General features: G+C 45.7%; 9 protein-coding genes. 4 read left to right on the forward strand and 5 right to left on the reverse strand.

Translation table 11 applies throughout. From position 1 onward, the window contains the following. Positions 1-15: 15 nt before the first annotated feature. Together BM021_RS04360 and odhB are read left to right on the forward strand one after the other, a co-directional pair. A complete protein-coding gene (locus tag BM021_RS04360; RefSeq protein ID WP_090719258.1) occupies positions 16-2,853 on the forward strand; it encodes a 2-oxoglutarate dehydrogenase E1 component in 2,838 nt (945 codons plus the stop codon). 15 nt (positions 2,854-2,868) lie between these two features. Beyond that, the gene (gene odhB, locus BM021_RS04365; protein WP_177186295.1) at positions 2,869-4,110 is read left to right on the forward strand and encodes a 2-oxoglutarate dehydrogenase complex dihydrolipoyllysine-residue succinyltransferase; all 1,242 of its coding nucleotides are present in this window, start codon (positions 2,869-2,871) and stop codon (positions 4,108-4,110) included. Between the two features lie 35 nt (positions 4,111-4,145). On the opposite strand, the gene BM021_RS04370 is transcribed toward odhB, so the two are convergent. The 3 genes from BM021_RS04370 to dnaE all read right to left on the reverse strand — a co-directional run bounded on the left by BM021_RS04370 (position 4,146) and on the right by dnaE (position 9,273). Then, positions 4,146-5,216 carry a hypothetical protein gene (locus tag BM021_RS04370; protein WP_143074290.1) on the reverse strand — a complete coding sequence of 357 codons (1,071 nt, stop codon included), beginning with the start codon at positions 5,214-5,216 and terminating at the stop codon, positions 4,146-4,148. 272 nt (positions 5,217-5,488) lie between these two features. Further along, complete coding sequence (locus BM021_RS04375) at positions 5,489-5,788, reverse strand: winged helix-turn-helix domain-containing protein (protein ID WP_218147810.1); 300 nt, start codon at positions 5,786-5,788, stop codon at positions 5,489-5,491. After that, positions 5,785-9,273 carry a DNA polymerase III subunit alpha gene (dnaE, locus tag BM021_RS04380; RefSeq protein WP_090719263.1) on the reverse strand — a complete coding sequence of 1,163 codons (3,489 nt, stop codon included), beginning with the start codon at positions 9,271-9,273 and terminating at the stop codon, positions 5,785-5,787. The genes BM021_RS04375 and dnaE overlap by 4 nt, the downstream gene beginning before the upstream one ends. A gap of 60 nt (positions 9,274-9,333) precedes the next feature. Between dnaE and yegQ the strand changes: the two genes are divergently transcribed. Next, on the forward strand, positions 9,334-10,695 hold the full coding sequence (gene yegQ, locus BM021_RS04385; RefSeq protein ID WP_090719265.1) for a prephenate-dependent tRNA uridine(34) hydroxylase TrhP: 1,362 nt from the start codon (positions 9,334-9,336) through the stop codon (positions 10,693-10,695). Positions 10,696-10,698: 3 nt separating this feature from the next. Here yegQ and BM021_RS04390 read toward each other — a convergent pair whose 3' ends face one another. Both BM021_RS04390 and BM021_RS04395 read right to left on the reverse strand, forming a co-directional pair. Then, entirely contained in the window at positions 10,699-11,712 is a 1,014-nt protein-coding gene (locus BM021_RS04390; protein ID WP_090719267.1) for a YheT family hydrolase, read from the reverse strand. 290 nt (positions 11,713-12,002) lie between these two features. Continuing rightward, the gene (locus BM021_RS04395; protein ID WP_090719269.1) at positions 12,003-13,652 is read right to left on the reverse strand and encodes a peroxidase family protein; all 1,650 of its coding nucleotides are present in this window, start codon (positions 13,650-13,652) and stop codon (positions 12,003-12,005) included. A gap of 96 nt (positions 13,653-13,748) precedes the next feature. On the opposite strand from BM021_RS04395, the gene BM021_RS04400 reads away from it, so the two are divergent. Continuing rightward, the gene (locus BM021_RS04400) at positions 13,749-14,429 is read left to right on the forward strand and encodes a hypothetical protein (protein WP_090719271.1); all 681 of its coding nucleotides are present in this window, start codon (positions 13,749-13,751) and stop codon (positions 14,427-14,429) included. Positions 14,430-14,588 lie beyond the last annotated feature (159 nt).

Here is a 14,588-nt window from a genome sequence, read left to right on the forward strand (position 1 = left end):
TTTAAGGCTGCCATTATGAACAAGCAGTTGTTTGATGATTCTCTGTTATCCGGTGCAAATGCTTCGTTTATTGAAGCAGTCTATGAAGAATATCTGCATAATCCGCATGCCGTTGCATTAGCTTGGCGGGAATACTTTGATCAGCTGACTAAGCAGTCGGATACGGCTGTAACCAGACAGCTCCCAATCCCCGACAATACGCCTGTGGTGGCGGCCGCAAGGACTTCCGGTATTGAAATTCAGACAGCGTTACCCGATGTAGTTATTGCAGATACTGATGCCCGCAAGCAGGTGGCTGTACTGCAGCTCATCAACATGTATCGGTATCTGGGTTTAAATCAAGCCAAGCTGGATCCCCTTGGACTCAATCCACAGCCTGATGTGCCTGAACTGAGTCCTGCTCACTTCGGATTTACTGAAGCGGACATGGATAAGGTATTTAATACCGGCTCTTTAGTTGGTCCTGAGCGCGCCAGGCTTCGCGAAATTCTGCAGATTCTGCGCGAAACCTACTGTGGCTCTGTCGGTGCTGAGTATATGTATATCTCTTCAGTTGAACAGAAGCGCTGGATACAGGCACGGCTGGAAGGCCAGCGATCCCACCCCGATTATTCCGATGATTATAAACGCCATATTCTTGAGCGACTTACTGCGGCGGAGGGACTCGAGAAATATCTTCATGCTCGTTATGTCGGACAGAAGCGCTTTTCCGGGGAGGGTAACGAGAGTCTTATCCCATTGCTCGATTGCTTGATCCATAAAGCCGGCAAAGCGCGTGTTCATCAGATTGTGATGGGCATGGCGCATCGTGCCAGACTGAATGTTCTGGTGAATACGCTGGGGAAAATGCCGGCTGATCTTTTTCGTGAGTTTGAGGAAAAACAACTGCAGAACTTACCATCAGGTGATGTTAAGTACCACCAAGGTTTTTCTTCGGCGATAAAAACACCGGATGGCATTGTTCGGTTAGCGCTGGCTTTTAATCCTTCCCATCTGGAAATTGTGGATCCAGTGGTCGAGGGTTCCGTGCGGGCTCGGCAGCATCTTTTAAACGATAAGCAGGGCGATCGAGTGATACCGGTATTGATACACGGTGACGCAGCTTTTTCCGGGCAGGGCGTTGTGATGGAAACACTCAACTTGTCGCAGACCCGCGGCTATAGCACCGGCGGCACGATACATATCATCATCAACAATCAGATCGGATTCACTACTTCAGATCCGCGCGACAGTCGCTCTACCTTATATTGCACTGATGTTGCCAAAATGATCGAAGCGCCTATTTTTCATGTCAACGGCGATGATCCGGAAGCAGTCATGATGGTGGCTGAACTGGCGTTTGATTTTCGCATGCGGTTTCATAAAGATATCGTTATTGATCTGGTTTGTTTTCGCCGCCTTGGTCACAATGAGCAGGACGAGCCGATGGTGACGCAACCCAAGATGTATCAGATCATCAGTCAGCATCCGGGTAATCGAAAAAACTACGCTGATAAACTCGTGACCGAAGGTGTGATTCAATCGAAAGATGCAGATGATCTGGTGCAAGCATATCGTGACGCCATGGATGAGGGCGTCAATTCCAACAAGAACGTTTGCTATGACTGCAAATCTCCCTATACCATCAATTGGGAGCCTTTCTTTAAGCCATTCAAATGGAATAAGAAAGTTAAGACAGGTGTTTCAATTCAAACCCTGAAACAGCTTGCCGAACGATTGATCGACATTCCCGAAGGCTTCAGACTGCATCCAAGAGTAGAAAAGATCATTGCAGACCGGCGCTTGATGGGAAATGGAGAGTTACCGTTGGATTGGGGTATGGCGGAGAGCCTGGCTTATGCTACTTTACTGAAAGATGGTTATCCGGTGAGATTGTCAGGCCAGGATTCAGGGCGTGGCACTTTTTTTCATCGGCATGCCGTATTACACGACCAAGTGGCAGCGGATCAGAGTGAGCGTATTTATGTGCCGTTGCGTCATATTTATCCCGAACAACCCGACTTTGTCGTCATTGACTCGATGTTATCGGAAGAAGCAGTATTGGGCTTTGAGTATGGTTATGCAACCACGCAACCGAATGAACTGGTGATCTGGGAAGCGCAATTTGGCGATTTTGCCAATGGTGCCCAAGTGGTAATTGACCAGTTCATTGCGTCTGGTGAAGCCAAATGGGGGCGTTTGTGCGGGCTAGCAATGATGTTGCCGCACGGTTATGAGGGGCAGGGCCCGGAGCACTCTTCGGCGCGACTGGAACGTTTTTTACAGTTATGTGCGGATTACAATATCCAGGTCTGCGTGCCTTCCACACCGGCGCAGATGTTTCATATGCTGCGCAGGCAAATGATCCGCCCATTGCGCAAGCCGCTGATCATTATGAGTCCCAAAAGCCTGCTACGGCATAAAGAATCCGTGTCGAGCCTGGAAGATTTGGCACAGGGTCATTTTTATCCGGTTATTTCCGAAGTGGAGCATCTGGATCCTGAAAAAGTGAAACGAATCATTGCCTGTAGCGGAAAGGTTTATTATGAGCTGATGGCTTATCGAAAAGAACATCAGATCAGCGACATGGCGATCATTCGCCTGGAACAGCTTTATCCGTTTCCTCATGAGGAGTTTCAAGCTGAAATCGATCGCTTCAATCATGTCAAGGAGGTGATCTGGTGTCAGGAAGAGCCGGGTAACCAGGGAGCGTGGCATCGCATTCAACACTATTTGCTTCGTCATATGAAACCTGATCAGGTGTTGGGATATGCACTGCGGGCCTCTTCAGCCTCCCCGGCAGTGGGTTATACTGCTAGGCATCGGTTTACGCAGAATGAGTTAATCGTGGCAGCATTCAGAGATAAAATTTGAAAGAGGGCGCCTATCATGCGAATTGAAGTCAAAGTACCTATGCTATCTGAATCAGTAGCGGAAGCTACTTTAGTATCCTGGCATAAAAAAAAAGGAGATTATGTTAATCGGTCGGAGAATCTGATCGATATCGAAACCGACAAGGTGGTGCTTGAACTACCTGCGCCGAGTGCCGGTGTATTGACCGAAATTTTGAAAAAGGATGGAGCAACCGTTGCCAGTGGTGAAGTCATCGCCACCATTGAGACGGAAGCAGCTGCTAAGCCGGATGATCAACCCGAATCAAAACCCACTGCTGATAAACAGGCTGAGGCGCCTGCCATCAAAAGCGCCGATAAGACCCACACTGAAGAAGTCGACACAGCGATACCGATGCTGATGCCTGCCGCGCGTAAGCTGGCGGAAGAAAACAACCTGAAGGCGATGGAAACTTCTGCAATCAAAGGCACAGGGCTTGGCGGGCGCATCACTAAAGAGGATGTGCAGGCGTATATTGCCGCTAAAGCCGGGAAGGATAAGATCAAGCCTGGCCCGGATGTCACGCCAACAACAGGCGATCGTGTTGATCGCAGGGTTGCCATGTCTCGGCTGCGGCAGCGCATTGCTGAGCGTCTGGTGCAGTCGCAATCCACCGCGGCAATTCTGACGACATTCAATGAAGTCAATATGCAAGCGGTTATTGACCTGCGCACGCGCTACAAAGCCGAATTTGAGAAGGAATATGGTGTGAAGCTGGGATTCATGTCTTTTTTTGTCAAAGCAGTGATTGCCGCTTTAAAGAAGTACCCAATCATCAATGCTTCCGTGGAGGGTAACGACATTGTTTATCATGATTACTACGACATTGGTATTGCAATCGGCAGTCCACGCGGATTGGTAGTGCCGATTATCCGCGATGCAGACCGTTTATCGATGGCCGAGATTGAAATGCAGATCGCTGACTTTGCCAAGCGTGCGCAAGATGGCAAACTGACCATTGAAGAATTGAGTGGTGGCACCTTTTCTATCACCAATGGCGGCGTATTCGGCTCCATGCTGTCTACTCCCATTATTAATCCGCCGCAAAGCGCCATTCTGGGCATCCATGCAACCAAAGAACGGCCGGTGGTCGAAAACGGACAAATCGTGATCCGTCCGATGAATTATTTGGCTTTGTCGTATGATCATCGAATCATTGATGGCCGAGAGGCGGTGCTATCACTTGTAGCAATGAAGGAAGCGCTGGAGTATCCAATGAGTCCACTGTTTGAAGCTTGAAGATTATTGAATTGCCGCGGTGAATCTATGCCAACTTATTTTTTCAAATTAGAAGATTGAACCGCTGAGCGTAGGCCGTTCAGATTGATCATCATTTGCTTCTTCATCTGTTCACGACCTATGTTGTGTTTTAATTTTTTACCCAGTCCGGCAACCTGATCAGTAGATGTTCGATGTGTGTAAATGACGATGGAGCCATCTCGGTAGGGCAAGCAGCCGACGATCAGGTGGCTGGAATTGTAAGAATGTCCAACAAAGAACTGGCGAGTAATAATGACTGTAGCCGTATCGGAAGAATGCAGGATGCGGTGGCTTAGAATCGCTGTTGGACGGTCATCCACTCTCCGGTTAAGCCAGAAAAACCGCTCCTCGGTGCCGGGTGGCAAAGGGGCCGGGTAATCTAACCAGAATTTCTGCAAAACTGGAGAAAATTGAGCCAGCAATTTGCTGTTCTGAGCTGCGATATGCAGCTCCTCAGCAGGATTAGTCTCTTTTCTTTCACGAGCGTAAGGAGTAATTCCTGCTAAGCCGCGCTTGCGGTATTCCTGTAAGCGATTCAGCAAGATCTGTTGATAATGTCGGGATACAGCGGCAATCAGATCGGCTTCACGCCAATCCGTTGAATTCTTTTTAAGCGCTGCAAAGCTTCTGATTTCCTCAGTGGATAAATTAAACTCATCGCCCGCCGAAACTGAGAGCAGGTCACGGGCTTCATCAATCTGATCCGATGTAAATATAAATTCCTTGAATGGGTTTGAACTGGATTTTTGAGTGATTTCCTGATATGTCACGACATCCGGATCAACTGTTGCTAAATCGCCCTGCTTAAAGAATGCAGCCAGTTTCTCTGGTGGCGCAGCTACATAAACGCTCAAACCCACTGCCAATTCTTTTTTTGTTGCTTCAACAACCTCAAAGGCAACGATTTCACCTTTATGAAGTCTTCTCAATTGGTCTTGATTGAGTTCCAAGGCTGTTACAATCTCTTCAACAGAGGAGGCAGAAACTGTACCTGCTGCGACGCTCCATCCTAACAGCAATGTAGAGAGTAGCCATAGAAGTTTAGTACGTGATCTTTTCTTTAAAGCCTGCCTATTCATTTTCATTAGTTGTATTTGTTTATCACAAATTGGAACAGTAAATTATTTGGAACGTTCATTTGCAGGCAAATAAAGACAGCTTCTGCCTGTCTCAGGATATACCTCAAGATAGGCAGCCATCTCCTCGTGAAGTGCGAAGATGTTCAGCAACATCGTAACAAGTCGTGCAGGTTTTGATCATTTTTAGTTCCTCTGAATTGCGTGCTTAGCGAAAAGCAACCTTATGATCCTTCATTTAAAAATCTCATTCTTCAGTAAAGTAGTCTGTATCAATCCGCTTAACCTCTTTCTGGTGAAGTAAGAAGTCCTGCTTGCTCAAGGTAAACTTTTGGCCATGCTACTCGGTTGTCAAATCTTCGTTGTTTTCCAGAGGGTAAGAGTTCTTCGATTTCATCGCTGGTTAAGGCAAAGGTGGAAGCTAAGTGCTCGCGAGCATCACTGAGTGTTTGTATCTCTCCATCGCTTGCAGAGTCAAGAAGTGGCAGCATGAGAGATTGAAAATCGGGAATTGGCATATTGTTTCTAATTAAGTTTATATTTACATGATAATGCAAATACGTTGCGTTAAATATGTTCAATAAATAATCTCAACATTCCCGGTCTTGAAATACGCATTCAACGATTGCAATAAATCATCATGCAGATAAACCTGCCAGTTGTTTCCCAACTCAAGCTCGCTGTTGGCAAAGTCATTGTGATAGACGAGCGTTACAGGGCAGTAATTTTCACAGGATTTTTGCGTTTGTGGGGAGAACGGTGTCAGCAGTGTTTTGAGGCTGGGAATCTGGCCTAAGGTGGATGAGTTGCAGCGAATTCTGATTTGTTTGGCGAAGCGCGAGCGGATTCCGGCAAGGTCATAAAGTTGCTCGGCGGTGATTCTGAGTTCATCGTCTTCATTGCCGTTGTAGCCGCGCATGCCGATTTTTGCTTCTGCGATCAAGAGTTGATCTTCTTTTAGCCATACACGGTTGGCATCGAATAATTCGCTGAAAACGATGATTTCCACGCGCGCATTGCCGTCATCCAGATTGATGATGCCCATTCTGCCGCGGCGTGTCATTTGCACGCGGATCGAGTGGATGATGCCGGCGAGCAGTTGTGGTTCGCGTTGTGGATGCAATCGGTCGAGCCGGGTGTGGATGAATCGCTTGAGTTCCGGTGCATAGGTATCAAAAGGATGCCCGCTGAAATAATAACCCAGGCCGATTTTTTCCTGACGCAGTTTTTCCCGTTCGGGCCAGGGCTCTGCATGCACCAGTTGCTGCTGCAAGTGTGATTGACCGTCCATTTCACCGAATAAATTAGCTTGACTGGCCGCCTGGCTTATCTGTTCGGCGGATTCTATCGCCAGGCCGACAGAGGCCAGCAGGCTGGCGCGGTTTGAATGAATAATATCAAATGCACCGACGCGGATCAGAGATTCCATCACGCGACGGTTAGCGATGCGCCGATCGACGCGGTTACAGAAATCAAATAAATCAGTGAAGGGACCAGTCTGTTCTCGCACGGCAATGATCGAATTGACCGCGGATTCCCCGGTACCTTTGACCGCGCCAAGGCCGAAGCGGATGGTTTTGCTATCGACCGGTATAAAGCGGTAATCGGAGAGATTGATGTCGGGAGGAAGAATTTTTAATCCATTGGTGATGCTGTCCTCAACGAAAATCTGCACTTTATCGGTGTCGTCCATATCGGCGGACAAACACGCTGCCATGAATTCAGCTGGGTAATGTGCCTTCAGGTAAGCGGTCTGAAAAGCGATCAGCGCATAAGCAGCAGCGTGTGATTTATTGAAGCCGTAACCGGCGAATTTTTCCATCAGGCCAAACAGTTCGGTGGCCTTATCCTGGTCCAAGCCGTTATTAACTGCGCCGGTGACGAAGATATCGCGTTGTTGCGCCATTTCCTCGACTTTTTTCTTGCCCATCGCCCGACGCAGCAAATCGGCGCTGCCAAGGCTGTAGCCGCCAATGACCTGCGCGATCTGCATGACCTGCTCCTGATAAATCATGATGCCATAAGTCGGTCCCAGGATTGGTTCCAAGCGTGAATCAAGGTATTCGATCATTTTTTTGCCATGCTTGCGGTCAATAAATTCCGGGATCAGATCCATCGGGCCGGGGCGGTACAGCGCTACCAGCGCAACGATATCCTCAAAGCGATCCGGCTTGGCCTTCTGTAATAAATCGATCATGCCACGCGATTCAAACTGGAAAATGCCGACTGTATTGCCCTTGCGCATCAGTGCATAAGTTGCTTCATCTTCAAGCGACAGCGTTTCTAATGAAAAAGGCTGAGCAGCAAAAGATTCGGAAGTTTGTTGCGATTGACGGATATAGTCGATAGCGCGATCCAGAATTGTCAGCGTGCGTAAACCAAGGAAATCAAATTTGACCAGGCCGATTTTTTCAACATCGTCCTTATCCAGTTGACTGACGACCGAATCGGCTGATTCGGTGCAATAGATCGGGCAGAAATCGGTGATTTCGCTGGAAGCGATCAGTACACCACCCGCGTGCATGCCAATGTTGCGCGTGATGCCTTCGAGGCTTTCTGCCAGCTCCAGCAAATTGCGCACGTCCTCTTCTGCTTCAGCCCGCTGGTTGAGTTGAGGTTCGAGCTGACGGGCTTTTTTTAACGTCATGCCGAGTTCAAATGGCACCAATTTGGCGAGTTGGTCGACAAAGTTGTACGGCAAATCCATTACCCGGCCGATATCACGGATTACCGCCTTGGCTGCCATCGTACCGAAGGTGGCGATTTGCGAAACTTTGCCAGTACCGTAGCGCTGCTTGACGTACTCGATGACCAATTCGCGCCGGTCCTGGCAGAAGTCGATATCAAAGTCGGGCATCGATATACGCTCAGGGTTCAGAAAGCGCTCAAACAGTAAATCGTAGCGCAACGGATCGAGATCAGTGATTCCCAATGAGTACGCCACCAGTGAGCCCGCGCCGGAGCCGCGCCCGGGGCCCACCGGCACATTGTTGTGCTTAGCCCAATTGATAAAATCAGCGACGATCAGAAAATACCCGGCGAATCCCATCTGGATGATAGTATTCACTTCAAACTCAAGGCGTGCCTGATATTTCGGCATTTTGCCAGTGCGCACTTCGGTATCTGGAAACAGGCTGATCATACGCCTCTCCAGACCGGCTTCGGCCTGGGTGCGCAAGTAGTGATCAAGGCTTTCATTGTTGGGCGTGGGGAACAGCGGCAGCCGGTTTACACCCAGTTCCAGCACCAGATTGCACCGTTTGGCGATTTCTATCGTGTTTGCCAGTGCGCTGGGAATATCGGCAAACAGTTGCGTCATCTCGGTCTGTGTTTTGAAATACTGCTGTTCAGTGAAATTCTTCGGTCGGCGCTTGTCTTCCAGGATATAGCCTTCCGCGATACAAACACGCGCTTCATGCGCTCTGTAATCTTCGGCGTTTAGAAATTGCACGGCTTGTGTAGCTACGGCCGGCAGATCGAATTTTTGAGCCAATACCAGCGATTGTTGCACCAGCATGGTCTCATCGGCATGACCATCTTTCTGAATTTCAATATAAAAGCGATCGGGAAACAGATCAGCCCATTTTTGCGCCAGGACCTCGGCCTGTCGCACGTTATTTTGTAAAATGGCCAATCCGATATCGCCCAGGCGGGCACCCGACAGGGCGATGAGTCCTTGTGTGCCCCATTCTGTGGGGCTTAGCCAGGATGCTCTGATTTCAGCTCTGCCGTGATATTGGTTTTCACGGTAAGCGCGAGATAGCAGGCGCGATAACAACAAATAACCGGCATGGGATTGGCAAAGCAGCAAAAGCCGGATCGGTTTGTTGCGATCGGATTCATTGGTGATCCAGGCATCACATCCGAGGATCGGCTTGATGCCATTTTTATAGGCACTCTGATAAAATTTGACCAGACCGAAAAGATTGGCAAGATCTGTCAACGCCAAGGCGGGCATTTGGTCCGCCACTGCTTTTGCAATAACCTCAGGAATGCGGATGGTGCTATCCAGAATGGAATATTCGCTGTGCATCCGTAAATGAATAAAAGCAGGCTTAGTTGGCATGATGTTACAATTCGAAACTGCGATAACTCTGTAATTTATACTTGAGCGTTATTTTACCTTATGTTGAAATCACCAGAACTTTTACTTCCTGCCGGTTCCCTGGAAAAAATGCGTATTGCCTATGCATTTGGCGCTGACGCAGTGTATGCGGGACAGCCACGCTATTCGCTACGGGCAAGAAACAACGAATTTGCCCTGGAGCAACTTAAAACAGGTATTACGGAAGCACATGCGTTGGGGAAAAAATTTTTCGTTGCCAGCAACATCATGCCGCATAACGCCAAAGTCAAGACATATCTGGATGATATGGCACCGGTCATTGCCATGAAGCCCGATGCGCTGATTATGGCGGATCCAGGGTTGATTATGATGGTGCGCGAGAAATGGCCGGATGTACCGATCCATCTGTCGGTGCAGGCCAATACGGTCAATTATATGGGCGTCAAATTCTGGCAGAAAATCGGCTTGACGCGTGTCATTTTATCGCGTGAATTATCGCTGGATGAAGTGGCGCAAATCCGCGATTACTGCCCCGGCATGGAGCTGGAGGTTTTCGTGCATGGGGCGCTGTGCATCGCTTATTCCGGGCGCTGCCTGCTATCGGGATATTTCAATCACCGCGATCCGAACCAGGGCACTTGCACCAATTCATGTCGATGGGATTATAAAGTCAAAGCTGCTGCAGAAAATTCGAGTGGCGATATTCAGGCAATAGAAAAAATCGATTTTGATTTCAATCAGGAAATGATGCAATCATCTGAGATGACAGGCGGGTGTGAGTCGATCACTCGACATCCGGCGGCTGACCAGGTATATCTGATCGAAGAGAAAGAACGGCCGGGTCAGTTAATGCCGATCATGGAAGACGAGCACGGTACATACATCATGAATTCCAAGGATCTGCGTGCGGTCGAGCATGTCGAGCGTTTGGTCAGGATCGGCGTGGATTCATTGAAAATAGAAGGTCGTACCAAATCTTTGTATTACGTGGCACGCACCGCACAGGTTTATCGCAAGGCGATTGATGATGCCGTGTCAAACAAACCGTTTGATCCCACCCTGTTGGGTGAACTGGAAGGTCTTGCAAATCGTGGTTACACCAGCGGTTTTTATCAGCGGCACAGTACGCATGAAACACAAAACTATCTGCGCGGACATTCCGAGTCCAACCGCAGTCAGTATGTTGGCGATATCACCAGCTTCGATGCGGCCAGCGGCATGGCGGAAATATTGGTGAAAAACCGTTTTCAAGTTGGCGACCGACTTGAAATCATTCATCCGACCGGCAACCAGGTAGTTGAATTATCGAGCATGGTGGATGTCACGGGACAACCAGTGCAGGTTGCACCCGGCAGTGGCCACCGCGTCAAAATACCACTACCCAAAAATGTTGAGAATGCATTTGTCGCCAGATTTTTCTAACAGTTAATTTTGTCGGCAATTGTAACAAAAGAAACTGAGTATCTTTTGAGGTAGCCAATTCGAATTCCCGGGGAATCCACCTTGCATAAATCCGACGTGACCGCCTTCTTCCGGGAATTCCAGCGTGACAGCAGGCGATACCTCTTTCTGGGTAGGTAATACCGATGCCGGCATGAAAGGATCATTGCGCGCATTGATCATTAAAGTAGGTACTTTGATACGTCCGAGCCAGGGCTTGCTGCTTGATTGTTCCCAGTATTCGTCGGTATTGCGGAAACCATGCAGGGGAGCGGTGAACAGATTGTCAAAATCATAAATCGATGTACATCTTTTGATTGCTTTTGCATCAAACAGGTCGGGAAATTGTTCCAGTTTGTCCAATGCCTTATATTTGAGCGTACTAAGAAAATGGCGGGTATAGACTTGATTAAATCCAGCATTTAATGCTGAGCCAGTAGCGGCTAAATCGAATGGGACGGATACTGTTGCAACGCCTGTTACTAATTCTTTTGCCTGCTCCCCTTTTTCGCCCAACCATTTCAATAAAGCATTACCACCTAACGATACTCCGATGACATAAACTGGCTGCGCAGTATCGACCGCCTGAGTTTGATGTACGATACGCCGCAGCATCCAGTCAATCTCAGCGGAATCTCCAGCGTGATAAGCGCGAGACAGTCGATTCGGCACGCCGGAACATCCGCGGAAATGAATAACGACGCTACGCCAGTTATAATTTTTTAAGCGATTGGTGATACTGAGAATATAATGGCTGGACGATCCACCTTCCAGGCCATGAAAAAATACTACCAATGGTGAATCGGTAGATCCATCGGTCCAATCTACATCAACAAAGTCCCCGTCATCGAGTTCCCAACGTTCGCGCCGGTAATGAAAGAGTTGGTCGGGTTTGTAAAAATAGGGATAGAGTGTTTGCATGTTGCCGCCAGGCAGCCAGGATGGCGCTGCATAGGGCGTTGTATAGAATGGAATGGTTATATTTGATGAAGCTGACATATTCTCTCTTTCTTAAGCGATTAGTTAATATTTAAAATCGATTATCCATGAATTATCGCCAGAATCATTACATTACTGCTGATCCAAAAGCAGCCTATCATAAATTCTTTTCAAATCAAGATGTAGGATTAACGCTGATTCAGCGCCACTTCCATTGCCTGCCTGCACCAATATGAACCTCCGGTTTCCCATACTAAAGATATTTCGATTCTTGAAACCAAATGTTTATCATGCCATAGTAATTCTGATGCGATTTGCCAGTGCTTTATTCCCTGAATTCTAAATAATTTTCAAATACTAAATGAAACAATTAATTCCTGGTCAGAGGATATATTCCTTTTTGCTAGATCTCGCACTGAATTAGTTTCTGAAATTAACTTTAATCCATAAGCGGTAAACGTTTTTTCATTAAAAATGTTTTTAGATAAAAGAGGGTTTGTGTATATTTGTGTAAGGGCATCATAAGCAACCATTCTATTTAATAGCTCTCCAAATAAACTATTATTATCACGGTCCTCGGCAAATAAACCGACCAAAAACTCTACTTTCTCAATGTCTCCATAAAGTTTTCTTAATGTAGCTTGTAATTCTTTGTCTTTTGTTAAATCATTAAAACTATTGAATCTATTAAGACTAAATTGCTCCCGATAATCATTATATGAATGAAGCCTATAATCTCTCGACATCTTTATACTAAAATATTCAGCTTCCCATAGGAAATCAGGAGTGTTAAATAAGCCAATACGTCCAGCAGGTTGTTTTGATGCACTTGTTATAATTGATGTCAACCCTGCCTGCTCAAATAATGCGTTATTATTTCTATACTCCTCAGCTTGATAGTTTTTTTCGTTAACCTTAATCTCATCGGGTACAAGACCATGCCACCGATAAAGCAAATCAAATTCAAGAGTAATCCAATTAATTCGATACCAGTTTTGTTTTTCTGCAAAACCAACATCAAGATAAAAAAGCTTGCGTCCAGAAATATGATTTATGTAATCCTCAATAACTAGTTTTAAAAGAATTACAGTATTAATCATGCGAGCAGTTTGGAAAAGTCGCTCATCATCCCAAGTGGGGTTTTCTAATTTTAGCTGGTCGCATATTCTGTTGTGCTCGCGCATAAATAATGTACTTATTGCAACATACCCAACAGAAGAATTACCGCGTTCAAGGCCGGTAGCGTAAAGCTTCTCACGTCTAGATTTGTCAAAACCTTCAAGAATCTTATCAAGAAACTTATCAAGATCAATATCAATATCTCTGCTGTATAGTTTTTTATAACACTCCTTGACTTTCCATCCTCCTCTTCCATCAGATTCACACAAATAATCTAAATACTCTTCATTATTAATCATCTGGCTCTTTAGTTTTCCATCCTTCATGGTACGAAGTAATCGACCAGTTTCTTCGGTTAGCCCATAGATCTGGCATAGATCAATATCATGATTTGAAGTATTTTTTCGTCTATCGGAAGGATCAATTCGTAAAACACTATCAGTGAACCACTGAGCAAAAAACATGAACAAGAGACTGGATCTATCTGTGATCATCGAACCTTTACGTTCAAATAATACGGTTATTGCGCCACTTTTCTTTGCATTGCGATCATATGGAATATCGTTTGGCAAAGAGTTTGTATATGCCGGTTCGGCGGGTGGTAAGTGACGCCCAGAGAATCTCTTATTTGTTAAAGCTGGCCAGGATGTGTAGTCTGTAATTCCTTCTCCTGGATTTGGATCCGGTGACCAAAGGCTATATGGACGTGGTCTTGGTGTAGTACTTGAGGCAAGAAAATTTGTAGCAAGCCTATTTATTAGCATTCTTACATATGGAATTTTCCAAGCAAGATATAGCAATTTTGTTCCTAATATGATCAATAATTTTCCTAAAATTGGAATACGCTTGATAAAGTTTATTATTTTATAAAGTATCTTCATGATTTTTCTCCTGTTTAAGGATTAATAATAAGGATTATTATTGCTAGAAAAGCTATACTCCATACTTATAAATAATCACTTTTAATATTAGATACTATGCTTGCTTCAAGTCAGGTATTACTAGGTATTATATTAGGATATGTATTTTTCTCAATTTTTGAGTCTATTGCTCACAAATATCTATTGCATGCTAAGAGGCGTACGCGCATCTATTGGCACAAATTAGGATATCTTGGTAAATATATAAACAACTCATGGTTTTCACACCATGTTGTTCATCACCATAAAACTTTTAGAACTAATCACGTGACTTTGTTTGATTCCAAACAGCAGGAAAAGGAATTGAATCAGTTACTAATTGAAAATAATAAAAGAGAAATTATTCATAGTAGCTATGGTCTCAGAATTGGAAATATTTACGAAAAAATACGTTATCTTTACCCTCACTTTTTATGGCTTCTTATTGTTTGTTATGCTGGTGGAGGCTATTTCACTTTGGGCATTCTCGTTCCGCTCTTTTTTTACATTTGGATTGCGGAATATGTTCACCCTTATATTCATCTACCCTATAGGAAAGCAATCGATATAGCGTCTCCTATAATGCGATTAGTAATAAAAACCAAATACTTCAAATACCTCGCTCGGCATCATTATCTTCATCATAAGTACCTCAATTGCAATTTTAGTTTGATGCTTGGCGCAGATTGGTTCTTAGGATGCCATAGACTTCCAAATGAAATTGACCTCATTGAAATGAGTAATCTGGGTCTTGAATAAGCATTAAGCATACTGATTTGCGTGGTTAAACACCGATTAGTTTAAAATCTCTTGTTGTTTTAGCCTGGATATTGCACGAGCATCAAAAATAAGAGCGAATTTGCCAGAGATTCATTTTTCAAGGGGGATAAATCGAGTTTCTATTCAGAATTTATTGTT

The organism is Nitrosomonas sp. Nm166, from assembly GCF_900112825.1.
GTDB lineage: Bacteria > Pseudomonadota > Gammaproteobacteria > Burkholderiales > Nitrosomonadaceae > Nitrosomonas.

Excerpts from the sequence above, each read along its gene's own strand:
- BM021_RS04370 (WP_143074290.1), bottom strand. The coding sequence starts at position 5,216 with ATGAAAATGAATAGGCAGGCTTTAAAGAAAAGATCACGTACTAAACTT.
- dnaE (WP_090719263.1), bottom strand. The coding sequence starts at position 9,273 with ATGCCAACTAAGCCTGCTTTTATTCATTTACGGATGCACAGCGAATAT.
- BM021_RS04395 (WP_090719269.1), bottom strand. The coding sequence starts at position 13,652 with ATGAAGATACTTTATAAAATAATAAACTTTATCAAGCGTATTCCAATT.
- BM021_RS04400 (WP_090719271.1), top strand. The coding sequence starts at position 13,749 with ATGCTTGCTTCAAGTCAGGTATTACTAGGTATTATATTAGGATATGTA.
- odhB (WP_177186295.1), top strand. The coding sequence starts at position 2,869 with ATGCGAATTGAAGTCAAAGTACCTATGCTATCTGAATCAGTAGCGGAA.
- yegQ (WP_090719265.1), top strand. The coding sequence starts at position 9,334 with ATGTTGAAATCACCAGAACTTTTACTTCCTGCCGGTTCCCTGGAAAAA.
- BM021_RS04360 (WP_090719258.1), top strand. The coding sequence starts at position 16 with ATGAACAAGCAGTTGTTTGATGATTCTCTGTTATCCGGTGCAAATGCT.
- BM021_RS04390 (WP_090719267.1), bottom strand. The coding sequence starts at position 11,712 with ATGTCAGCTTCATCAAATATAACCATTCCATTCTATACAACGCCCTAT.